The organism is Massilia eburnea, from assembly GCF_009720745.1.
Taxonomy (GTDB): domain Bacteria; phylum Pseudomonadota; class Gammaproteobacteria; order Burkholderiales; family Burkholderiaceae_D; genus Rugamonas; species Rugamonas eburnea.
The window spans coordinates 1-22,506 of sequence record NZ_WNKX01000007.1; the positions used below are offsets into that span (position 1 = coordinate 1).

Below are 22,506 nucleotides of genomic sequence, written 5' to 3' on the forward strand. Positions count from 1 at the left end.
AGCGCGCGAATAGCCCATTATGGTCCGTGCCTCAAGAGAGGCAACGCAGTTAGAGACCGGATATACGTGAGCAGTCGCACCTGGTGTTCAAGAACGGAATGTTTGCAAACGAGGAGGAGTCCATATATGTGTCATACAGTCGGAATCTGCCGACAACGCGTCGCGAAGACGTTCGCAGAAGATGGCAAGCGGGTGTCCAATTGTACCTTTGAGAAGAACGTCAGTGACAATGGGGCGTGGTTGGAGTCTAAAACGGTCAAACAACGTTGGCTTCCTGATCGGCGTCAGACTTACCAAATCCCAAACGGAGCCACTGGCATCAGCCACAATGAAGCCGATGCCGGAGTATTTTCGAATGGCGATAGAGTTCCACGAGTTTGCATCGTTTCCGTTCTCGATGAGTTCAGCCCAGCCATCGGGAGCCACGATCACGATAGGAAATGGAAGATCAGTTACCATCATAGGAGCCTCGCGCGGTTCAACGTCCGCAGAACGGATTGGCTGGGTTTAGTCACTTAAGTCCCCGAGGGATAAATCTTCTCCGAGCAAATCCAGGCTATCCAGGACACCATCAATCCTTGCGCCGTCGCGAAGCCTGTATGCCGATAACAGGGCTCCAATGAAGCCAAGCGCTCCTGCGGAATAACACCATACGGCTTCTTGACCGCGCGGTGTTCGCAGCATGTAGTCTAACAGTGCACCAGCCAGTACCAGTCCGAAACAAGTAAAGACTATTTTCCATCGAAATTCAAAGCGCTCGAGTGCTTCTAGACTTTCAAACTTTTCCAAGATGTCTTCCTTTCGCCAGCCATAGCACCTGCTCAGCGGGGCGCGAAGGCGGGCAATGTTCGGCTTAGCGGATCACTGGAGCAAGAGTGTAGAGCCAATTGCGTCAGTACCACTCACCCTCGTCTCCTTGAACTCGTGCCGCAAGCTTTTTGGCGACTGCTTTCATTTTCGCGATTGCGTTCTTACTAGGATTCTTGACCGTGATTTCGCCTCCAAAATAGTAGAAGTAGTGCTTTTCCTTCGACGAAGGGTCGATCCACGAAGCCATCAAAGTGTTAGAAGCCTGAATGACTTCTCGTGTTCGAGGACTTTCAGCGGTCGCGGTCGAATCCATTTCAAGCTGGCCGTCCGAAGCGACAGCGGCTTTCCATTCAAGCTCCGAAATCGGTTGTTTCGAACTCAGTGCCCATTCAGTAGCCCTGGTGATATGTAAGTCATAACCTGCCAAGGCGATGCCGGGCAGTCCAAACAGCGACAACAAGAAAAGTCGAGCAAGGATGTTGGTCATATTTGGAGCATTGTGCCGGCCGGAATGTCCGGCCGGTCAATGGATTGGCACATAGATTACAGTTCCGCGCGGCTCTTGAGAAAGCAGGCTAAAAACCCCTTGCCACCAAGCGGCTCCAACCGGAAGCAATCCTAACAGTCCCAAAACCGCAAAGAGCACAAAGTGAGCGATGCTCAATAGCGCGGCGACCTTAATTGCCCTTGGTGCCGGTTCAAGCACCTTTGCCGCTGGCACAGCGACTTGCAGAAGCCGGCCCAGAATCACTGCGAAGCTAGTGAAAATAAGCGCACAGGCAGTACCGACTACGATAGCAACAACCGCGACACCAGCTAGAGTACGACAGCTCCAGTCCTGTGCCCCGCAACTGGCATCAGCACTGAGGACAAAAAAACATAACAGGCTTGCGAGGACTGAGCTGGCGCTTAGGAAGATCCCGGTGATTCTTGAAAAAATCATGCTCATGCCTCGAAAATCCCGCTATCGAATGTGCCATTCAGACGACGGACTATCTTAAACTGGGTTTCCTCCGACTCGTGATCAATGCCATCAAGTCCGCGAATTTCGTGGCGGGCCGGCAGACGTGCAACTGGAATGAAGTCATCAAATCCGTTGTCGCGTATGACGTTGCGCGTGAGAGCAGCGAATGCTGTGATTTCCATGTAATCCTTGGGTCAAAAAAATATCTGGCTGACGAAACGTACGGCGTGAAGACAGATTTGTGGTCCAACGTGGCCGACAACCGACAACTGGCCAGTAATGTGAACGAAATTAACTAGCTGCGCCGCCAACGACGAGCGAGCGCTCCGCTTTTTACACGAAGTTTATGAGCACACCATAAGAAGATCGCAGGCGCAAGCGGGGTTATACCAAAAATGGCAAGCCCAATAACCAGACTTCCACTCGGGGAAGCTGTAGAGGAAAGAACTGCGAAAAAGCCAAGCAAGATGCCACCGATAACAAGTAAAGCAATGGTCAACGGAAGCCAATTCCTTGCGCCGGCAACAGCAAGGCCAGTAACAAAAGTGAGCAAGATCATGCCAGCACCAGCACCCAGTCGCCAAAACATGGCACTGAGGGGAAGCACAAGAATGAAAAGCAGGAGCTGTTTGATTGCGTGTCGCATCTTAGACTCACCGTTTGCGATAACCGGCGACCAAGGCGCGCAGCGCGCAAGCCGTTCGGTTGGTCAAGTTGTTTTCCCTTGTTACCACCAGCGCTCCTCAAGAGGCAAATCCAGATCAGCAGGCCCCGCAAGCCGCCAACGAATCGCCTCATCGACAGACAGTGAGCGGAGCCCACAGTGACGCACGTTGCACGAATGCGTCCCCCCATCTACGAGGGAGATTCCTTCCACTTGAATCCCGGATGAATCGACACTCGAAACGAGGCAAGGATGGAAGGAGCAGCTCTCAAAATAGTCCCCGACACTAAGAGAACCAGGCTGGTTGATACGGATTGGCATAAGCTGGGAATACTCCACCACAGAACTTCCATCTTCAAGAAAGAGCGGTACGGTTTGCATATTTAGGCCCAAAACCGACGAGAACCGACGACTGTAGCGCGCAGCGCGTAAGCCGTCCGGCTGATTAAAAGATTGGGCATGAAATAGTTAGTCAAAGTGGTGATCCACCACTTTCTCGGATCGACGCCAGAAGAATACTCCAATTGCAATTGACATCGGAAGGCCCACAAAAAGCAGCCGAGGATCACCCAGAATACCAAGTAACCACCCAACGGCGCACGCAAAAAGCGGGCCCCAAAAAGTGCTTGCCAATAAAGTCAAGCAACAACGTACGAACCAGCGCCTGTGGCGCAGCCCGATGAAGGGTAACACGATCACAGCAACCAACAGAGCCCAGTCATTCCACTGCATTGTTCAGCCCAACCGGCTTGGATTAACCGGCGCGCTTTGCGCGTCCGAGCTGGATGAAATGTTCGGCTTTTCTGCCGCTACGACCTTGATGGAGGATCGTCGCTCAGCTTCGTCTCCATAGCGCTCAATTACTATCGCTTCATCCGGTGAAATTTGCACGCTAAAGAGTTTGTTTGTGCCGATGCCGTAAGAAATTTCGTGCGCCCCAAACAGCATATAGTGCCCGCCACTCATAGACCACAATGTCAGTTCAACCTGAAAGATAAACCGCGAATGAACGGTTGAATGGTGTTCGAAGCCGGTTCCAGGGCGCCAAGAAATCGCTTGGGAGATCTGAACGGACTTTCCATTCAAAGACTCGACGAAATCCCCAAGTGCAATAGCGCTTTCTGTGTGAGTTGAGGCCATAAATGATTTAGGACGACGAACGTGTGCGACAACTGGCGGCTGGAGCGCGCAGCGCGGATGAACTCCCCTCAGCCATCGCTAGTGCTCGATCTTCAAGTTCACTCAAAGCAGCTACGGTCATAAAGCGCCAAACGTGATATCGACGTCAAATTGACGTTTTTGAAAATTTTAGCACGACGCGTAAACTCATTCGAAGGCATCAACAGCACGGGCGCCTCGTTGTACCTTGCCGTAAAAACGCCGATTAAATTGCAGAAGCGTGAAGCGGTTCGACGAACGTCTCAACGTTCATCGGGTTACGATCCGCCCGGTTCGTTCAGGGCAAGAATTACTGCCCCTTCCCCGCCTTCTTCTTGCGCTCTTTTTCGTCGGCCTGCCATTCATCAATATGGGCTTCCTGGCGCAGCACGCGGGAACGGGGATCGATGGTGTACAACTCACCGGCCGGTACCTTCAGTTCACCTTTGCCATCAGCCATGTCCAGGCGCTCGATGCGGTCACCCACCCTCACTTCGATCGGCATCGGGAAGGCGCCACCATCCTTCAGTTTCCAGTGCAATTTGAGCTTGTCGTCTTCGCGTTCTTCCACCAGCTCCGGTACTGCAGCGTGATACAGATAAGCGTCGAAGAACCAGCCCAGGTCTCGGCCACTTACGTCCTTGACGATGCCAACGAATTCCTTGGTACTGCTGTAGCGCGGCTGGAAGTTGCCCGGCTTTGGGTTATCGGTGCCATACACAAGGCGGCGCGTGGCGCGGAAGAAGGCTTCATCGCCGATCAGGCCACGCAGCGTGTGCAGGATCAGGGATCCCTTGGCATAAATATCGTTGCCTGGCCCGCCTCGCTCCTCTTCATATACATCTTCGATGCGCTTCGACTTTCCGCTCACGACCGGCACTTTGTTCAACAGATGCTGGCGTTGCTTGAACAACTCGGCGTAGTAGGCCTGGTCGCCGCGCAGGTATTCCAGGTAAAGCGGCTGCATATAGCTGCCGAAGCCTTCGTGCAGCCACATGTCGTCCCAGTCCGCGTTGGTCATCTGGTTACCGAACCATTCATGCGATAGTTCATGATGAAGCAGCCAGTCGTATCCCGTCGGGGCTTTCTTGTAACCGTTGCCGTAAGCATTGATGGTCTGGTGCTCCATGCCGAGGTGCGGCGTTTCGACCACGCCCATCTTCTCGTCGCCGAATGGGTATGGGCCGATGCGGCTCTCGAAGAACTTGAGCATTGGCTTGAATTCGGTGAACAGGCCTTTGGCTTGCTTGTCGTGGCCCTTCAGGTACCAGAAGCGCAGAGGGATCTTGTTGCCGTACTGGCTGTCGTATTCACCGGACAGCATTTCATACGGCCCGATATTTAGCGCGATCCCGTAAGTGCTGGGGTTCTTTGCGCGCCAGTGCCAGGTACGCCAGCCATCCTTTTCGTCCATGCCCATGGACATGCCATTACCCGCGGCCACCAGCGGGGCCGGAACGGTGATGTGCATGTCCATCATTTTCGGTTTGCCTTGCGGATGGTCGATACATGGCCAGAACAGGTCACAGCCCTCGCCTTCCACCGTGGTCGAAACCCACGGCTGCCCGTCTTCCGTCTTACTCCAGACAAAAGCGCCGTCCCACGGCGCGCGTTTCGCCACATGCGGCTTGCCGTGGTAGCGGATACGCACGACCGTGCGGGCACCCGCCGGCAGCGCCGTTGGCAGGGTCAGGAAAAGACGTCCTTCCGGATTGCTGATGGCCGATGGTGCCAGGGTCACGCCATCCACGCTGACCCCGTCCACCGGCAAATTGCGATCCAGTTCGACGGCGATGCGCGTCAGCGGTGCAGTCAACGCAAAGGTCAGCGCAGCATCCCCGGCGATACTTTGCGAAGTCGGGTCGACGCGCAGAGAAAGGTCAACATTTTCCAGGCTCACCGCTAGCTGTTCGCTGGCGCGCGGCGAACCGGAATTGGCGGTGAAATCAGTCATCGGGGTGGCACATCCGGCCAGCAACGCTGCACCGGCGGCAGCGACGGTGAGACTCCATCGGGTCATGAATTGTCCAGAAACAAAGTAATGGTGCAATATAGCATCGCTTGAAGGAGTGCGGAGCCGATGGGATCGTAAATACCCGCTACCGAGATTTCATTACATCGCATTCCAGACCGCCAAAATGGAAACAAGTGCGCCGAAAGGAGTTTTCGGCTTGGCCTTTCGACGTACCTTCCACATCAAATCCGGCATCACGATGCCTGTTGCGGGCTTTTCGTTGAAGCGGCCCTCAGCGGGACAGGCTGACCTTCAGCGGTAATGAAGCACGTGCCAGACCCGCACCTTTGCCGCCGGCAGGCAGGCGGCTGCGCGGAATCAGCAGATAGCGGCGCGTCTCGCCCGCCGCGATATCTGTGCGGAACTCCAGGTCTTTGCCGGCCAGCACGGTAGGCAGCAAGCGCGTGGTCAGTGCGTCCATCACGGCCATATCGCCGACATCGGCCACATCGACCGGCGTATCCAGGCGCGCAGCTGCGCCGTCGTTCTGCACCGTCAGAACACGAACCGCGCCCGCCTCTTCCAGACCCATGCGGTACATCTCGGCGCCGGCCAGCAGGAAGGCGCCAACTGCGAACACGTCGCTCGATTGCGGGTCGAAATGCTTTGGGTCGGCACCGATCGGTTGTACGTTAATCAGCTTGCTATTGGCCTGCACGCTGGCGTTCAGCGCCTGCCATGCGCGCTTGACTGCAGGCGCATATTTATCGCGCGGCAGGATGCCCTGGTTCACGCCCCAGGCCAGGGCGTAGGCGTACAGGCCGGTGCCGCTGGTCTCGGCGCTTTTATAGCTGTCCGGGTCCAGCAGGCTGGCGCGCCACAAGCCATCGGCCTGCTGCAAACCGGCCAGGCGTTCGGACATTTCGCGATACTGCTGCAGGAAGCGTTCGCGCTCAGGGCGATTGTCCGGGATGTACTGCAGCATGCGCGCCAAGCCGGCGAGCACCCAGCCATTGCCGCGGCCCCAGAAGACCTTCTTGCCGTTTTCTTCCTTTTTATCGAAATAGCGGCTATCGCGGAAGTACAGGTGTTCTTCCTTGTCATACAAGTAGTCGGAGGTCTGCCACCAGGTCTTGAGGGCGTAATCAAGGTAGCGCTGATCACCGGTGGCTGCTGTCAGGCGCGCCCACGCGCCGGGGCCCATGAACAAGGAATCGCACCACCCCCACCGGTGCAGCACATCCGGCACCAACCAGTTCAGCGAACCGGGGCGCGGCTCGGCCAGCATTTCGTCGAACTGCGCGCGCAGCTTGGCAATCATGCGCGGGTCGCGCAGCTGCAGGTATAGCTCGGAATACATCTGGCCAACTACATGGTCGTCCGCATGGAATTTGCTCGGGCCAAGGCGCCACTGCAGTTTCTCACCGGCTGCCCGCATCGCCTCGCGATATTTCGGATTGGCGGAAATGCCGGACAAGGCCATGAAGCCTGCATCGCCAACGCCTTCGGTCCAGTCGTCAAGCGGGTAGCCGGTCGGATTTTCCAACTGCCAGTCCGCTACCTTTTCCATCGTTTCGAGGACAACGCTAGGCGCCAGCACTTGCGCGCTGGAGACCGCAGGCGTTGCGGCATTGGCGGGCAGGGCCGCCACAATGGCGCTGCCGCTGAAACACAGGCTGGCGCACAGCAGCGCCAGCGGAACGCGTTTGATTCTTTGAATAGGCATTTTTATTATTTCCCGGTTTAGCAAAAAAGGCGCACAAGGATGGGGCCTTGTACGCCAAGAGAGAGACTACGCGTTAATCAGAATGCGAAGTCCGCACGCATCGAGTAATAGCGCTGATAGTCCCGCGCGGGAGTCCATTGCTGGATGTGTACCGGTGCCGCTGCAGTGCTGCCATACATCGTATTGAAGTAACCGACGTTACCCAAGCTGGCCGCGTAGGACTTGTTGAACAGGTTATTGATCATGAAGCTCAGCTTCCAGCCGCCCTTCTTGTCCTTGATACCACCGCCCAGGTTGAAGATGCCGTAGGACTTCTGGATGGAGGTTGGGTCCTGATCAATGCGGTAGTTCACCTTGCTCTGCCAGCGATAGGCTGCATTGACAAAACCGTCGAATGGCATATCGGTGCGGATCTCGTACTGGCCGCCCATATTCAACTTGTATTTCGGCGCGTTCGGCATAGGCATGCCAGCCAGGTCCGCGGTATTGGAATTGCCGAACAGCGGATTCTTGACGATGCAATTGCCGCCTGGCGTGGTGCCGGTGCCGGCCGCGTTGATCACGCTGTAGCAAGGGCCGTTCGGGAATTCGGTGACAATCGCCTTCGTGTAGGCAAACGAACCGTTCAACAGCAGGTCACGGGTAACGCGCCAGTTCATGTCAGCCTCCAGGCCGCTTGTGCGCACGTTGCCGATGCTGTGCAACTGGGTACGATAGATGCCGTCCGCGTCAGTCTGTCCCGCCGATTGCTGGAATCCCTTGAAGTCCGTCTTGAACGCTGCCAGGTCCAGGGACATGCGGTTGTCGAGCAAGGTCAACTTCAAGCCTGCTTCTACGCTGTGCGCGTCTTCGCCGGGTACAAAGCCGTTCTTGTAGTTGTTGTCGTTGAAGGTACTGGTCAGGTCAATGCCTTTGCCCTTGTGGCCAGTCGAATAGGTGACGTAACCCATGGCATCCGGGTTGAAGCGGTGTTCCAGGCCCAGCTTGCCGGTCTTTTTGTTCTCGGCGTCCGTGCCTTCATAATGGTGCTGGGTGCGCGAGGCGACGGTTGGCGCCACCAGCGGGCTGTCAAACGTGTACGCCACGTCTTCGCGGTTGAAGCGCAGGCCGGCGATAATGCTGGTTTGCGAAGTCAGGTCGAAGGTGCCATTACCGAAGATGGCATAGTTGGTATTTTCAGCGGAAGCGGTATAGTCGGTGATATAGGTGCCGGCCGGGAAGCGGCCCAGATGACGACCGAGTTCGTTTTTGCCGTAGAACAGGCCGGCAACGTAACGCAGGCGTCCCTTGTCCGGCGAAGTCAGACGCAATTCTTCGGTTTTCGACTTGACGTCAAAGTGGCCTTGCTGGAACAGTCCGCCGTGCAAATTGGTAGGTTTGCCGCCGATCAGGGTCTTGTTCAGGACGTCGCTGTCAGTGAAGTCGCCGTCCTGGTAGTCGTCCATCATGTAGTGCGACCAGGACGTAATCGACGTCAGCGTATGGTTGGCGAGGAAACCGCTGTCGCCGAAAGCGTAACCCACCTTCAGGCCAGCTCCCATATCTTTAGCGTTGCCACCAGCAGGGTAATCGTTGCGCACAGATACATTGTCCGGTCCCGGGACAATGCCGCCCAGTATTTTGCTGACCGGGATACGATCGTTGTTGGAAGCGTAGGTGAAGCCGTTATTGATGTTGTACAGGCCTCCGGTGTTGGTCATCATGCGGAACGGGCTGACGCAGCAATTCTTATTGAACTTGCTGTAGCGTGGCGCAAACATCACCGACCACTGGTCGTCCGGGTTCCATTCGAGCTTGCCGGCGAAGTTGGTGTCGTCCGAGCCGTTCAGGTTCTTACCGTCGGTCAGGTTTTTCACCACACCCGGGTTGGCGCTCTTGCCCGCGGCCAGGCGCATGCGCACAGTATCGCTCAGCGCGCCGGACGTGCTGCCACTGATGCGCCACTCATGGTCATTGGTCAGGTATGTCGAGACTTTGCTCTTCCACAGGCTGTCGATTGGCTTGGTGCTGATATTCACGGCCCCGGCAATCGAGCTTTTGCCCATCAGGGTGCTTTGCGGGCCTTTCAGCACTTCGATGCGGTTCACGTCGGCCAGATCCTTGAAGGCATTGGCCTGCATTGCGAATGGAATATCGTCGATAATCACCGACACGTCGGCTTCCACGCCCACTCCCAACGAGAAGGTGCCAATGCCGCGCATATTGATGCTGTAATTGCCTGGCTGCGTGCTGTAGGTGACGGACAATGCCGGCGAAAGCGCTGGCAGGTTATCAAAGTCCTTGACGTTATTTCGCTGCAGGACTTCATCGTTCAGAACGGTGATTGCGACCGGCACGTCCTGCAGGTTCTGCGCGCGCTTGTTGGCGGTAACAACAACCTTCTCAAGTTGCACCGACTCGTCCTTCTTTGCTTCCTGCGCATGCGCGAAGCTTGCTACCGCCAGGGCTACGGCAGCCACGACCGGCCGTACTACAAAACTGCCCTGAGATTGATTGGTGATATCCACAGCTACTCCTCCTCGTTTGAATTTGGCACGCCCTGCTCTGCTGGGAGCCGGTGAGTTAACGTTATCATTCCTGTGTCAGAAAAACGCAGCATTGGAAGCTGCGCACTGTGATAACGATACCACTCATTTCTGGCTGAACTCAAGGAGTTTCTTTCGATTTTGCGCAAAAACTACACGCGGCGCAGGCGGCTGCGCTTGGAGGAACTGCCGGCAGGCGCAGGACCGGTCGATTCGCGCACCACGAACTCGCTCGGGAATTCAATGCGATGGCGGCGGCCAGGCTCGCCCTTGATGCGGCGCACCAGCTCCTGCACGGTAGCGTGGGCCATGGCATCGAACGGGTGGCGCAAGGTAGTCAATGGCGGCCGGGTCATTGCGGCCGATGGAATATCATCGAAGCCGATGACGGAAATATCTTCCGGAATGCGCAGGCCTTTTTCCCGGATCGCCGTCATCGCGCCCTGCGCCATGGCGTCGCTGGCGGCAAAAATGGCGGTTGGCGGTTCGGCCAGCGACAGCAGGTGATGGCCGCCGTCCATGCCGGATTGTTCGCTGAAATTGCCTTGGTAGACCAGCGCCGGATCGAGCTCGATGCCGGCATCGGACAAGGCCTTCACATATCCTTGTTCGCGCAGGTCGCTCTGGCCGGTATAGGCATTGCCTCGAATGAAACCAATGCGCCTGTGTCCCAGTTCAACCAGGTGCGACACCGCGTCGTGGGCGCCGTTGACGTTATCGCCGCGTACCACGGGCAAACTGGTCTCGTGGCGGAAGTAGTTGATCAGGACGATCGGGCTGGAGCTCTTCTCCAGCGTCTCCAGGTAGTCGTCGGTCATGCGCGGCAAAACATAGACCAGGCCATCCCACAAGCCGTGCAGCATCTGGCTCACGCGCTTGCCCTTGCCGTCGCCCAGGTCGCCCAGCGAGTTATAGATGAACAGGTCCATGTCGACCTTGCGCACCTCTTCGCTCAACGCCGTCACGAAGCAGTTGATCACCGAGGAAGTCAAGTCATTGACCACCACGCCGATGACGTTGGTTTTACCGCCCTTCATCATGCGCGCCAGCGCATTGGGCGTATAGCCCAGCTGCTTGGCCGCAGCCTGCACCTTCGTTCGGGTTTCTTCCGAAGCATAGCCTTCGCCGCTCAGCGCGCGCGAGGCGGTCATCACCGATACGCCGGCCAGTTTGGCCACGTCGACAAGTGTTACGCCAGCTTTCTTCATGTTATTCCCTGCTACGATTTCCGTTAACGATATTTATATTGTAACGGGAAAGGCGGGATGGGGTGTCACTTTGTTGTGCCACTCCTGCGGCGGCAGCAGGCCACCGCCAGCAGGCCGAGGCCTGTCAGCATAATGGTGCCGGGCTCGGGAATTTCCTGGGGTGGCTGGGCGCCGAATACCAGTTCGCCCACGTTGATGTTGCTGCCAGAATTGGCCGTTTCGAATTTGATTCGCACATAGCGGCCGACTGCATCGTTCAGGTCAAACAGCTGGGCAGCCGTGCCCCTGGAATAGGAAAGGAAAGTATTGTTATACCCATATTGGGCCACAAAGCTGCCCAGCGACACTGCGTTGGCAAAGGCGGGGTTATCGGCGAGCGACAGGCTGAAATTTTTCACGCCCTGGGCATCGTTATCGTTCCACAGCGCCAAGCTGCGCAGGAGCAGCGTCTGGCCGAGGTCAATATCGACCGTGGCGCCAGCCGCCGCATAGTAGCCGGTGCCGTTCGTCGTGGACGAGCCAAGGTGGGTCACTCCGGAAGCCGCGTATTGCGTGAAATCGGTTGTGCCGCTGACATAGCTTTTCGAGAGGCCGGATTGATCGAACAGGCGTGGCGCCAACAGGCCAAAACTGCCGGCCGGTGCGCTCAGCACGGTGCCGCCATAGGCCATCACACCCGCAGTCGCGGGCGCGCCAAGCAACAGGGCGGCCGCTGCCAACAATCCAACGCAAGTCATTTTCATCGCAAAATCTCTGAGTTAAGTGAAAATTCGGCTTTAAAGCTGGCGCCGGCGGCGCCTGTGGTGTCGATGCGAAGGCGCAGTTGCGGCGATTTCTCGATAACGGTCATTCCCGAAGCCAGGCTGACGACATCTTTCACCGCATGGTTGAAGCGCAGTTCCAGCGAGGCGGCGCGCTGGGTCGGCTCGGCAATCGATATCTGCAGCTTGCCGCCGCAAGTTTGCGTCACCAGGGCCACGGGAGCTGAACTCCAGACGTAGGCCTTGCCTGCGCGCGGCGCGCTGCCAGCCTGCCACAGGTTGGCGGCGTACACGTCCTGCTTCGGCAGCGAAACGGCTGACGCCTGCTCGTTGTTGGCTTCGATGCTCACGCCGGAATCTCGAGCCGCCGCGCGCGTTTCATCGGCGCTGGCGTTCGGCAGCAGGAGGTAGGCGTACTGCGGGCTGCTTTGCGGGATGGCGAGCACCTGGTAGCTGTCGCGCACCTCGCCCGGCGCGCCTGTCAGTCCGTTGACCTCGCGCCAACTGCCGCTGCGCTCGGAACGCTCGGCATTGAGCGGGACTCCTTGCGGGAATACATAGCCGATGCGGCTGCCGGAACGATCGTCCTGCAAGTGTGCCCAATTGGCTTTGGCCTTGCTGCCGTTGGCGGCGGGTCTGCCGTCGATCAGCAGCCGCGCGCCCTTCGCATCCATCAGGCGGCGGTTGTCCACGATGGTTTCCACTGGACCTTCACCGCCGTCAATGCCGGAGCCTAGCGCCAGCACGCGATCGCCCAGCTGGAACCAGCTCTTGCGGCCATGCAGGCTGGAGCCGGTCACTTGGTGCAGCGAGAAGGCCATGCCGACTGCTGCGTATTTTCCCAGTGCGGCCCCGCCGACCCAGGTTTCGGTGTTGGGGAATTTCTTCCATTCGGCTTGCCCCGCCTTGCCGGAACGGTCGGTCGTGATACCCGGCAGGCGCTGCGGATCGATCGTAGCCCAGTAATCCCCATCGAACTGGCTTTGGTCCGCATCGTATAGCTGCAAAACGCCCACGCCCTGCCACCAGGGTTTCAGGTTTTCCCTGTTGCCGGTCTCGAACGACGAAATCCTGGGCGAGAACATGCTCACCACTGCGGTGAAGCCCTGGCCGCGCAGCATGGCGCGGTCCATGGAGGGGTAGATGCGGGCACCTTGCGCTTCCGGCGCAGCGGGAAGCGCCGGATCGGCGGCGATCTGTTCCAGCAAGCCACGCTCATAAAGAGCGATATTGGAAACGCCTTCGCCATTCGGCCTGGCGAAATAGCTGGCGCCAAAAGTGCGGTCGCGCTGCATCCAGCCCTTGATGGCCGAGCGCAGTTCGGCGCGCTCGCCTGGCGGGGCCTGTTCGGCGATGACCGCGAGCGAGGCAATCATGCCGCGTCCCACCGAATGGTCCGTCTGGCCATGCCGGGAAACGCCACGGCCGCGCAGTGCATCCGGCATCGCGCCATCAACCAGCACGGCGGCAAAGCCATCCCGCGCCCACTGGAAAATGCGCGGCGCGCGCGGGTCTTTCAGGGCCCAATCCGTGCCCGACAGGATGTACAGCAAGCGCGCATAATCGGACAGCGCCACAGCACCGTAGCCACCGTTATAGGCGATGTGGGTATGCTGGACATAGGAGCCATCGCGGTAAAAGCCGTTGCCTTCGGTCGCAAAATCCAGCGTCAATGCCAGCGCATCGCGGCCGCCGGCAATGCGCGCGCCATCCTTGCCCAGCATGCCGCTCAGGACCATCACCAGGCCTTTGTCCAGCAGGTTGGCGCCCTCTTCCAGCCAGTTCTTGTCCAGCGTCCCGTCTTTTCGGGTCTTGTAGCGGCCATCGGGCACGTGCCAGTTGACTGCATTCAGCGTGCGGAGGCGCAGTTCGGCGGGCACCGCGTCATCGGCCAGGCTCAATGCATTCAGCAAATGCAAGGGCGTGCCGATCTGCCAGTCCCACCAGTTGCCAAATTCGTGGCGGCCAGCGGTGTAATAGTGGCGTTCCAGCCAATCAAGGCCGGCTGCGACGCCGGCGCCCAATTGCGGGTCGTGGTAGGACGGCGTGCCTGGAGCGGCATAGGCTTGCGCCATCTGGACCAGGCGCGATGCGCTTGCAGTCACGGCGGCAGAGGCTTTGGTCGGGTATGGGTCATTGAAACCGGCGACATCGGGCCATAGCACCTTGGCGTCCGGTTCGCGCGCCATGCCGGCCAGCGCGCGCTGCGCCGTTTCGGATTGCGCTTTCAATTGGGCTGCCACGTCCGGCGCGCTGCGCTCCTGGTCCGCTGCGCCGACCAGTTTCACCTGCCAACGCGCGCGCATGGCATCGAATTGGTCGCCGGCCGTCGCCGTAGCAGGAAGCAGGTTTGCCGCTACGGCCAGCGCCATCAGAGCATGTCTCATCTGGGTCCTCACAAAATGTGAGTTAACGATATCACAGTTCGTGTGGCGTGTTCAACAGGGTTCATGTTTGGCGTTAGCGTTTGATTTCGATCGCTCCGTTTGCCATGTCGGGCGCCAGTACGACGGCAGCTCCCTGCGCGCTGTCGAGCGATACGGGGAGCGCGGCGCCGGCGGCACGTGCTTGCGGCACGGCGCCCGCATTCCAGCCGTGCACATAGAGCGCCAGCCCGTTCCACCAGGGCTTCCAGCTGCCTTGGCGCTGGTCGAACGTCACCCGCCAGCCGTCTCTCGTTTCCTCGCAGCGCAGGCGCTGGCGCAGGAAGCCGCCACGCTTGTAGGCCAGACTGGCGCCATCATCTGCATAAATTTCGCCTCGGCAGTCCTGCCCCGGGTAGACGTGCAGCTCCAGCCGCCCTTCGGCAGTGAAGGCGGTACTCTGCACGAGCGGCTGTTTCGGAATGATCGCTCCGGGACGCACAAATGCCGGGAGCTGGGCGATGTCGGGCGTAACGGTCAGCGTTTTGCCTTCCAGGCGCCTGCCGGTCCAATATTCGTACCAGCCCTGCCCTGGCAATTCCACTTGGTAGTCGCCGGGCGACTCCAGCGTTGGCGACGGCGCCACCAGCAAATCGCCGCCGACCATGAACTGGTCTTCCGAGCCGCCCAGCCTGTCGCCCTTCGCCAGCACCTCAGGGAAGTTCAGGAACACGGGCCTTAGCATGGGAATGCCGCTGCGGCTGTTTTCTTCCGCTGCGGCGTACAGGTAAGGCAGCAAGCGGTAGCGCTCGGAAATGAAGCGCCGGCGGATCTCCACCTGCGCCGCATCTCCTACCCACGGCTCCTGGTCAGGACGATTGGTCTCCGCATGGGCGCGGAACATCGGCATGAAGGCGCCGATCTGGAACCAGCGCGTCAGCAGTTCCGGCGATGGGCGCTCGCCCGCGTAGCCGCCGACGTCGTTGCCGGCATAAGAAAAGCCGCTCAGGCCCAGGTTGACCAGTTGCTGCACGCCCATCTTGAGATGCTGCCAGCTGGAGGCGTTGTCTCCGGTCCAGGTGACGGCATAGCGCTGCCCTCCTGAATAGGTGGCGCGGGTCAGCACGAAGGGACGCACATCCGGCTGCAGCCGCAGCAGGCCTTCGAACGTGGCGCGCGAATTCAACTGGCCGTAGACGTTGTGCATCTCAGCGTGGGTCGCGCTGCGCGGGGCAAAATCGTCGCTGTCGATGCGGTGCACCACATCCAACGGCATGGTCTTGCTCCGTACATTGAAGATCGACGGCTCGTTCATGTCGTTCCAGAAGCCCGAAACACCGGCGTTGACGAAATCGGCATACAAGCCGCCCCACCATGCGCGCGCCTTCACGCGGCTGAAGTCTGGGAACACCGCGGCGCCAGGCCACACATCGCCCGAGTAGAGCTGTCCGCCCGGCAGTTTCAGGAACAGGTCTTGCGCGGCGCCGCTGTCGTAAGCAGCATAGCCCTGGCCGGGCGCATTGGCGATATGGGGATCTGTGATCAGCACCAGGCGAATGCCCTGCCCGCGCAAGTCGTTCGCCAGTTGCGGCAGGTCGGGGAATGCCGCACGGTTGACGGTGAAGGGTCGCGAACGGTCCTGGTAGTCGATGTCCATGTAGACCACGTCGGCCGGCAGGCGCTCGCTGCGCAGGCGCCGGACGATGCCGCGTACTTCCGCATCGCTCTTGTAGCTCCATTTGGACTGCTGGAAGCCCAGCGCCCATTGCGGCATCAGCGGCGCCGTGCCGGTCAGGCGCGCGTATTGCTGCAGCACGTCTTTCGGCGCCGGTCCGGCCATCACGTAATAGTCGACGGGTCCGCCTTCGCCGCTGATCGACAGCACATCGCGCTCGGTCTTGCCGAAATCGAAGGTGCTGCGCCAGGTATTGTCGAGGAACAGGCCGAAGGCTTTCCCGCGGTCGCTCACCGACATAAAGAATGGAATGGTCTTGTACAGCGGATCCGTGCCCTGCGTGAACTTGTAAGTGTCCGAGTTCCACATGGTGTAGGCGCCACCCTTGCGGTCGAAGGCGCCGGTCTTGTCGCCGAGGCCGAAGATATGGTCGTCGCCGCTCAAACGCTCCCGCAGGCGGAAGCCGCCCGCCGCCGGCAGCGCAGCGCCGCCGGCAAGGTCGGACAGCAGCAGCTTGCCGCCGCCATCCAGCACCTCTGCGCGCAGCGTGCGGCGATCGATGCGCACGCTAATGCCGCCTGCACCCAGTTGCACCATGCTCGCGCTGCGCGTAACCTGCAGCGGCTGCCGGGCGGAGCGCACGTCTCCTGGCACCGCCCAGGAGGCGTCTTCCGGCAAATGCCCGCGCCCCATGCGCAGGCGCAAAACGCCGCTGGCAGGCGACGATACTTCCAGCACGGTACCGCCGCGCGACAGCTCCAGGCGGTCCAGCGTTTCCGCATCTGCGCCCGCCGCGCACAGCGCGAGAAGCGCGGCGACAGCCTTACTGTTCCACATACATCTTCGAGTACTTGGCGCCGAAGTAGAGGATGAAGGCGTAGCATGCAGCCGGCAGCAGGAACGAAGCCTGCAGCCCAACGACGTCCGCCAGTTTGCCCTGCACCGCAGGAACGACGGCGCCGCCGACAATCGCCATGCACAGGATGCCGGACCCCTGGCCGGCGTACTTGCCCAGGCCATTCAAGGCCATGCTGAAGATGGTTGGGAACATGACCGAGTTGCACAGGCCCACCGCCAGGATCGCCCACATCGTCACGCTGCCCTTGCCGAATACGGCGGCCAGCACCAGCCCGATCGCCAGCAGCGAATTGAAGGCCAGCACCTTGCCAGGGCTGGCAAAACGCAACACGGCGGAACCGATGAAGCGGCCGACCATGGCGCCGCCCCAGTAGATGCTGACATAGTGATATGCCTCGGAGTGCGGCAGGCCGGCGATGTAGGACTCGCCGATGAAATTGATCAGGAAGCTGCCGATGCTTACTTCCGCGCCCACGTACAGGAAGATGCCGATCGCCCCCAGCACCAGGTGGCGATGCGCCCAGGCGGAGCCATGGCCCTCGCCTGCCAGCGCCACGTCTTCGCTGTCCGCGATCTTCGGCAGCTTGGCCACATAGAACATGACGGCCAGCAGCGCCAGAGCGCCGGCCAGCGCCAGGTAAGGACCGCGCACGGTTGCCGCATCAGCAACCGCGCCGGCCGCGACGCCCGCCGTCGACAGGATCAGCAGGCCGCCGATGGCCGGGCCAATGGTGGTGCCGAGCGAGTTGAAGGCCTGCGTCAGGTTCAGGCGGCTGGACGCGGTGCGCGCCGGGCCGAGTACCGTCACATAGGGATTGGCCGCGACCTGCAGCACCGTGATGCCGGATGCGAGCACAAAGAACGCAAACAGGAACAGCTCATAGCCGCCGAACGACGCCGGATAGAACAGCACGCAGCCGGCTGCAGCAATCAGCAGGCCAGCCACGGCGCCCTTCTGGTAGCCGATGCGGCGAATCAAAGCGCCGGCCGGCAGCGAGATGATGAAATAGGCGCCGAAGAAGCAGAACTGCACCAGCATCGCCTGGAAGTATGACAGTGTATAAATCGCCTTCAGGTGCGGAATCAGGACGTCGTTCAGGGAGGTAATCAGCCCCCACATGAAGAACAGCGTCGTAACGATCGCCATCGCGCTGGTATTGGTGCCGTTCTGCGCGCCGCCCGCCGCTTGCGGCGACGAGGGTGGCGCTGTGTTGTGTGCCATGTTTGCCATGATGTCTCCTCCGTATTATTGAATTCGTGTGCCGTCACTGGGCGGCGTCGGCCGGCGCATGCGGCAGGTCGCGGCCATGTGTTCCCCAGCCAGCCGTATCGGGCTGCAGCGACAGTTTGTACGACAGCGTACCTGCAGCCTGCAACTGCTCCCAATCGAGCCATACCCGCGACAGCGGGCGGCCGCCCCATTGTACCGATTGCACAAACTTGCGTTCACCCGGTTTCGCTTCCGGCGCTTCGATGCGCAGGGTGCGGCCGCCCGCCAGGTCGATTTCGGCGCGTGGAAAACGTGGTGCATGCAGCAGGAAGCGGCCGCTGCCCGGCGCGTCCGGGTACAGTCCCAGGGCGCTGAACAGGTACCAGGCCGACATGGTGCCCAGGTCGTCGTTGCCGGTGACGCCGCTCGGTCCGTTGCCGAACAGGGTCTCTGCGGCGCGCAGCACGGTGGTGGTTTTCCACGGCTGGCCCATCAGGGTGTACATCCACGGCGTGTGCAGGTCAGGCTCGTTGTTCGGGTTGTAGCGGAACTGGCTGTAGTAGCTGTATGCGCCAACCACCCACGATTTGCGTACCGCCGCCGGATCGGCCAGCAGGGCGTCGTAATCGAAGAACAGGTCCAGGCGATGCAGGGCCTTGGCTTGTCCGCCCATTGCCGCGGCCAGGCCCGGAATGTCCTGCGGTACCAGCCACTGGTATTGCCATGCCGTGCCTTCATGGAAGCCGCGCTCGGCGCGCGGGTCGTAGCTGCCGTTCACGTCGGCGAACCAGCTGCCATCCAGCACGCGCGGCCGTGGGAAGCCGCGCTGGCCGGTTGGCGCGTCCACCACGTCCGCATCCCATACTTTGCGCCAGTTCAGGGCGCGCTGCGACAAGTCCTGTGCATCCTTGGCCTGTCCCAGCGCCTTGGCCATCACCGCCAGCGAGCTGTCGGCCAGCGCGTATTCCAGCGTCGCCGAGGCGCCGTGGTGCGGGTCGATATCCATGCCCTTGGCCACAAAGCCGCGGTCATACTGCACGAAACCCTGGCGCAGGTAGCTCGGGTTGCCGGCGCGGCCTTCGGCGCGGATCTGCGCCGGCGGCACGCCATAGGCATTCTCGCGCAGGGCGGCATAGGCTTCACGCTCGCGGCCTTTCAGCGCGCCAAAACGCCACAGGTCCACCAGGAACGGGGTGACCGGGTCGCCGGTCATCACATTGCTGTCGAAGTTGGCATAGCCCCAGCGTGGCAGCCATTTGCCCTGCTCGCGTATTTTAAGAACCGAGTTGGCGATGTCGCGCGAGCGCTCAGGACGCAACAGCGCCAGCAGCTGGTTTTGCGCACGGTAGGTGTCCCACAGCGAGAAGAACTCGTAATAGGTCCAGTCCTTGGCGGTGTGCAGCGCGTCGTCGTAGCCGCGATAGCGGCCGTCGGCATCGCTGCCGGTCAGCGGCTGCAGCAGCGCGTGGTAAAGCGCGGTGTAGAACACGGTGCGGTCATCGTTGCTGCCGCCCTCAATGCGCACGCTGCCCAATTCCTTCTGCCAGTTGGCCTGCGCCTTTTCGCGCATCGCATCGAAGGTCAGCGGCATGCCGCCGGACTGGCCTTCGGCGCGCAGGTTGACGCGCGCACCTTCGGCATCGACGTGGGAAATGGCGCTGACGGCAGTCACCGCCTTACCGCGTTTCAGGTCGAAGGTGAGCCAGACGCCGTGCGGACGGCTGTCGCCCTGCTGGCTGGGGCCATTCACGCCAGGCCAGCCGCCGCGGTCGTCCCAGATGCCGTGCGCGGTGAAAGGCTGGTCGAACACCATGCGGAACCACGTGGTGTACTGCGCGCCGCCGCAAAAGCTGCGGGTGACGATCTTGCCTTCGACGCTGCGGTCGTCCAGCACCTGCACTTCGCTGCCGACAACGGAATGGCGCTCATTGGCCTGGCCCAGGTTCAGCAGCAGGTGGCCGGCTGTTGTGCCGTCGGCGAAGCTGTAGCGCTCGGCGGCGGCGCGGGTCAGTGCGGTCGCTTCCGCAGTGATGCCGCCATAGCTGGACAACTGTACTTTGTAATAGCCGGCTTGTCCTACTTCGCCCTCGTGGCGGTATTCGGCAGCGTAGCGCTTGGCGTTGAAACTTTCCGGCTTGGCGGTATCGAAGTCGCCGCCAGGGCCGATGCTGCCGGTCACCGGCAGCACGGACAGCTGGCCGCCCTGCTCCCAGCAGCCGGCGCCGGACAGGTATGAGTGGCCGAAGCCGCGGATACGCGCGTCGCTGTAGCGCCAGCCGGCGTAATGCTCGCCGGTCGGGCTGACCTGGATCATGCCGAAAGGCGCCGAGGCGCCGGGGAAAGTATTGCCTTCATCCTGGGTGCCGATGAAGGTGTTGACGGGCGTATCGGCCTTGGCCGCAGGCGCCGCGATGGCGCCTGTCAGCGCGAGCCCAGCCAGCAGGGTGCCCACACCAGCCAGGCCGGCCAGGCGCAAGGTACGAATTCCACTCATTGCCTTACCTCTCCTTGGAGTTTTTCGAATAACCGCTGCATGGCGGCCGGCTGCGGCGGAGTCGCCCCTGATTGCAGGCAGGCGGCGGAACCGGCTGCCAGCGCCGAGTGCAGGTGCGCTTGCAGGGCGCGCTCCGGATGGCGCGAAAGGCTGGCCAGCAAGCCCGCCACACTGGCGTCGCCGGCGCCGACCGTGTCCACCACGTCAACGGCAGGTGCACGGGCATCGGCCCGCTGCGCGCCATGCAGCAGGCTGGCGCCCTGCCCGCCGCGCGTGAACAGGAAATAGGCATCCGGGCTGGCGTCGCGCAGCTGCTGCAGCGCCGCATCCAGCGCGACTCCGGGGAATAGGCCGCGCAAATCGTCGTCCGACACCTTGATCAGGTCGGCCAGCGCCGCCATGCGCTGCAGGACGGGCGCGTAGGCCGGGCCCATGACGTTGCGGTAGTTCGGGTCGTAACTGATCGCCACGCCCTGCGCTTTCAGTTTTTCCGCCAGCGCCACCAGGCGCGAAGCAAGCGGTTCGCGCGCCAGGCTGATGCCGCCGAAGTGGGCCCAGCGCAAGGAGCGCGACCAGCCTTCCGGTAGTGCGGACGGGTCGAAATGCAGGTCGGCGCTGTCGTCGCCGACGAAGAAGTAGCGCGGCGGCTCGCCCTGCTCCACGATTGCCAGCAGCGGTGAACGCTCAACGCGCTGCAGCAGGCGCAGGTCCAGCCCGACGGCTTCGCTGGCGGCCCACAGGCTGGCGCCAAACCGGTCGCGGCTGATGGCGCCGGCGAAAGCCGTGCGCTCGCCCAGCGTGGCCAAGGCACGCGCCACGTTCCACACCGAGCCGCCATCGCGGCTCACCCATTGCTCATTGCCTTGATGGATCATGTCGGTCAGCGCCTCGCCGGCGCACAGCATCAGCGGCGCATCATGCATGGTCGGCCGCTCCCAGCACCGATACGATGTCGTAGCAGGCGCCCATGGTGTGGTAATCGACCTTGCCGGCCGGGCTCTTTTCGTCGCTCAGCTTGCGGTTCTCGCGGTCCAGGATGCGGTACCAGGCGCCGTGCTGATGGTCCACCATGTGGGTCCAGCTGTATTCCCAGATGCGCTGGTACCAGTCCCAATAGGATTGCTCGCCGGTGCGCTGCGCCAGCATGGCGGCGGCGGCCGCACTCTCCGCCTGCACCCAGAAGTATTTGTGGAAGTCGCAGATGGAAAGGTCCGGCGCCAGCGAGTAGCACAGCCCACCATGTTCGGCATCCCAGCCTTTGTTCACCGCCACCTGGAACAGGCGCTCCGCCGTCGGGAGCAGCCAGCCCAGGTCTTTTTGCAGCACGGCGCCGCGCGCTTCCAGTTGCAACAGCAGCTTGGCCCACTCGGTAAAGTGGCCGGGCTGGTAGCCCCATGGACGGAACAGGTTTTCCGGATCGTCGATATTGAATTTCCAGTCCGGCTGCCAATCGGTGTCGTAATGCTCCCAAATCAGCCCGCCGCAGCGCTGCGCCTGGCGCTGGGTAATGTTGTAGGCGATGGTGAAAGCGCGCTCCAGGTAGCGCTTTTCACCGGTGGCCTGGTAGGCCGCCTGCAGCGCTTCGCAGGCATGCATGTTCGCGTTCTGGCCGCGGTAAGTGGACAACACGCTCCAGTCGCGGCTCGCCTCGTCGGCGTACAGGCCCGCTTCCGCATCCCAAAACCGCTGCTCCATCAGTTCGAAAGTCTCGCCGATCCATGCGCGCGCCTGCTCTTGTCCGGCCATGGTGGCGTGCGCATAGGCCAGCAGCACGAAAGCCAGGCCGTAGGCATGCTGGGTGCCGTCTTCCACCTTGTCGCCGTCCAGCATCCAGGCGTAGCCGCCGCTCACCGGGTCGCGGTGGGCGACGCGGAGGAAGCGCAGCGCATGCTTCAGCCCTTCCAGGTAGCCCGCATCGTGAAACTGGCGGTACGCCATGGCATAAGTGAACACGAAACGCGTGCTGCTGACCAGGTGCCGGTGACGGCTGTCGTACACCGTGCCGTCGTCCTTGAAATAGTGATAAAGGCCGCCGTTCGGATCGATAGCGCGCGGGTGGTAGAAACGCATGCTGTGCTGCGCATGTTCGAGCAATACCAGCTTGCTGCGGAAGTTCGGGAAAATTGGCATGGACGG

General features: G+C 60.8%; 18 protein-coding genes. All 18 read right to left on the minus strand.

The features are described 5' to 3' along the window. Nucleotides 1-87 precede the first annotated feature (87 nt). Nucleotides 88-462: a hypothetical protein gene (locus GM658_RS10785; protein WP_155454058.1), complete on the minus strand. Its 375-nt coding sequence runs from the start codon at nucleotides 460-462 to the stop codon at nucleotides 88-90. 45 nt (nucleotides 463-507) lie between these two features. Continuing rightward, complete coding sequence (locus tag GM658_RS10790) at nucleotides 508-789, minus strand: hypothetical protein (protein ID WP_155454059.1); 282 nt, start codon at nucleotides 787-789, stop codon at nucleotides 508-510. A 103-nt stretch (nucleotides 790-892) separates the two neighbouring features. Next, complete coding sequence (locus GM658_RS10795; protein WP_155454060.1) at nucleotides 893-1,297, minus strand: hypothetical protein; 405 nt, start codon at nucleotides 1,295-1,297, stop codon at nucleotides 893-895. A gap of 36 nt (nucleotides 1,298-1,333) precedes the next feature. Continuing rightward, nucleotides 1,334-1,759, minus strand: coding sequence for a hypothetical protein (locus tag GM658_RS10800; RefSeq protein ID WP_155454061.1), 426 nt, complete (start codon nucleotides 1,757-1,759; stop codon nucleotides 1,334-1,336). Further along, nucleotides 1,756-1,956, minus strand: coding sequence for a hypothetical protein (locus GM658_RS10805; RefSeq protein ID WP_155454062.1), 201 nt, complete (start codon nucleotides 1,954-1,956; stop codon nucleotides 1,756-1,758). Before GM658_RS10805 ends, GM658_RS10800 begins: the two co-directional genes overlap by 4 nt. Nucleotides 1,957-2,069: 113 nt before the next feature. Then, nucleotides 2,070-2,420 carry a hypothetical protein gene (locus GM658_RS10810; RefSeq protein ID WP_155454063.1) on the minus strand — a complete coding sequence of 117 codons (351 nt, stop codon included), beginning with the start codon at nucleotides 2,418-2,420 and terminating at the stop codon, nucleotides 2,070-2,072. 753 nt (nucleotides 2,421-3,173) lie between these two features. Beyond that, complete coding sequence (locus GM658_RS10815; protein WP_155454064.1) at nucleotides 3,174-3,578, minus strand: hypothetical protein; 405 nt, start codon at nucleotides 3,576-3,578, stop codon at nucleotides 3,174-3,176. Nucleotides 3,579-3,906: 328 nt separating this feature from the next. Beyond that, complete coding sequence (locus tag GM658_RS10820) at nucleotides 3,907-5,616, minus strand: M1 family metallopeptidase (RefSeq protein ID WP_155454065.1); 1,710 nt, start codon at nucleotides 5,614-5,616, stop codon at nucleotides 3,907-3,909. Between the two features lie 226 nt (nucleotides 5,617-5,842). After that, nucleotides 5,843-7,276 (minus strand): glycoside hydrolase family 88/105 protein, encoded by a 1,434-nt coding sequence (locus GM658_RS10825; protein ID WP_155454066.1) that lies wholly within the window; start codon nucleotides 7,274-7,276, stop codon nucleotides 5,843-5,845. A 77-nt stretch (nucleotides 7,277-7,353) separates the two neighbouring features. After that, the gene (locus GM658_RS10830) at nucleotides 7,354-9,783 is read right to left on the minus strand and encodes a TonB-dependent receptor (protein ID WP_155454067.1); all 2,430 of its coding nucleotides are present in this window, start codon (nucleotides 9,781-9,783) and stop codon (nucleotides 7,354-7,356) included. A 170-nt stretch (nucleotides 9,784-9,953) separates the two neighbouring features. Further along, nucleotides 9,954-11,009, minus strand: coding sequence for a LacI family DNA-binding transcriptional regulator (locus GM658_RS10835; RefSeq protein WP_155454068.1), 1,056 nt, complete (start codon nucleotides 11,007-11,009; stop codon nucleotides 9,954-9,956). Between the two features lie 65 nt (nucleotides 11,010-11,074). Further along, a complete protein-coding gene (locus GM658_RS10840) occupies nucleotides 11,075-11,752 on the minus strand; it encodes a PEP-CTERM sorting domain-containing protein (RefSeq protein ID WP_155454069.1) in 678 nt (225 codons plus the stop codon). After that, complete coding sequence (locus GM658_RS10845; RefSeq protein ID WP_155454070.1) at nucleotides 11,749-14,157, minus strand: polysaccharide lyase 8 family protein; 2,409 nt, start codon at nucleotides 14,155-14,157, stop codon at nucleotides 11,749-11,751. Before GM658_RS10845 ends, GM658_RS10840 begins: the two co-directional genes overlap by 4 nt. Nucleotides 14,158-14,230: 73 nt before the next feature. Then, the gene (locus GM658_RS10850; RefSeq protein WP_155454071.1) at nucleotides 14,231-16,645 is read right to left on the minus strand and encodes a glycoside hydrolase family 31 protein; all 2,415 of its coding nucleotides are present in this window, start codon (nucleotides 16,643-16,645) and stop codon (nucleotides 14,231-14,233) included. Continuing rightward, the gene (locus GM658_RS10855) at nucleotides 16,632-17,897 is read right to left on the minus strand and encodes a sugar MFS transporter (protein WP_155454072.1); all 1,266 of its coding nucleotides are present in this window, start codon (nucleotides 17,895-17,897) and stop codon (nucleotides 16,632-16,634) included. Before GM658_RS10855 ends, GM658_RS10850 begins: the two co-directional genes overlap by 14 nt. Nucleotides 17,898-17,931: 34 nt before the next feature. Beyond that, nucleotides 17,932-20,370, minus strand: a complete 2,439-nt coding sequence (locus GM658_RS10860) for a GH92 family glycosyl hydrolase (protein ID WP_155454073.1) — start codon at nucleotides 20,368-20,370, stop codon at nucleotides 17,932-17,934. Continuing rightward, entirely contained in the window at nucleotides 20,367-21,293 is a 927-nt protein-coding gene (locus GM658_RS10865; protein ID WP_155454074.1) for a carbohydrate kinase family protein, read from the minus strand. The genes GM658_RS10860 and GM658_RS10865 overlap by 4 nt, the downstream gene beginning before the upstream one ends. Further along, entirely contained in the window at nucleotides 21,286-22,500 is a 1,215-nt protein-coding gene (locus tag GM658_RS10870) for an AGE family epimerase/isomerase (protein WP_155454075.1), read from the minus strand. The genes GM658_RS10865 and GM658_RS10870 overlap by 8 nt, the downstream gene beginning before the upstream one ends. Between the last annotated feature and the right edge of the window lie 6 nt (nucleotides 22,501-22,506).

Excerpts from the sequence above, each read along its gene's own strand:
- GM658_RS10785 (WP_155454058.1), bottom strand. The coding sequence starts at position 462 with ATGATGGTAACTGATCTTCCATTTCCTATCGTGATCGTGGCTCCCGAT.
- GM658_RS10795 (WP_155454060.1), bottom strand. The coding sequence starts at position 1,297 with ATGACCAACATCCTTGCTCGACTTTTCTTGTTGTCGCTGTTTGGACTG.
- GM658_RS10800 (WP_155454061.1), bottom strand. The coding sequence starts at position 1,759 with ATGAGCATGATTTTTTCAAGAATCACCGGGATCTTCCTAAGCGCCAGC.
- GM658_RS10805 (WP_155454062.1), bottom strand. The coding sequence starts at position 1,956 with ATGGAAATCACAGCATTCGCTGCTCTCACGCGCAACGTCATACGCGAC.
- GM658_RS10810 (WP_155454063.1), bottom strand. The coding sequence starts at position 2,420 with ATGCGACACGCAATCAAACAGCTCCTGCTTTTCATTCTTGTGCTTCCC.
- GM658_RS10815 (WP_155454064.1), bottom strand. The coding sequence starts at position 3,578 with ATGGCCTCAACTCACACAGAAAGCGCTATTGCACTTGGGGATTTCGTC.
- GM658_RS10820 (WP_155454065.1), bottom strand. The coding sequence starts at position 5,616 with ATGACCCGATGGAGTCTCACCGTCGCTGCCGCCGGTGCAGCGTTGCTG.
- GM658_RS10825 (WP_155454066.1), bottom strand. The coding sequence starts at position 7,276 with ATGCCTATTCAAAGAATCAAACGCGTTCCGCTGGCGCTGCTGTGCGCC.
- GM658_RS10835 (WP_155454068.1), bottom strand. The coding sequence starts at position 11,009 with ATGAAGAAAGCTGGCGTAACACTTGTCGACGTGGCCAAACTGGCCGGC.
- GM658_RS10840 (WP_155454069.1), bottom strand. The coding sequence starts at position 11,752 with ATGAAAATGACTTGCGTTGGATTGTTGGCAGCGGCCGCCCTGTTGCTT.
- GM658_RS10845 (WP_155454070.1), bottom strand. The coding sequence starts at position 14,157 with ATGAGACATGCTCTGATGGCGCTGGCCGTAGCGGCAAACCTGCTTCCT.
- GM658_RS10850 (WP_155454071.1), bottom strand. The coding sequence starts at position 16,645 with ATGTGGAACAGTAAGGCTGTCGCCGCGCTTCTCGCGCTGTGCGCGGCG.
- GM658_RS10855 (WP_155454072.1), bottom strand. The coding sequence starts at position 17,897 with ATGGCAAACATGGCACACAACACAGCGCCACCCTCGTCGCCGCAAGCG.
- GM658_RS10860 (WP_155454073.1), bottom strand. The coding sequence starts at position 20,370 with ATGAGTGGAATTCGTACCTTGCGCCTGGCCGGCCTGGCTGGTGTGGGC.
- GM658_RS10865 (WP_155454074.1), bottom strand. The coding sequence starts at position 21,293 with ATGCATGATGCGCCGCTGATGCTGTGCGCCGGCGAGGCGCTGACCGAC.
- GM658_RS10870 (WP_155454075.1), bottom strand. The coding sequence starts at position 22,500 with ATGCCAATTTTCCCGAACTTCCGCAGCAAGCTGGTATTGCTCGAACAT.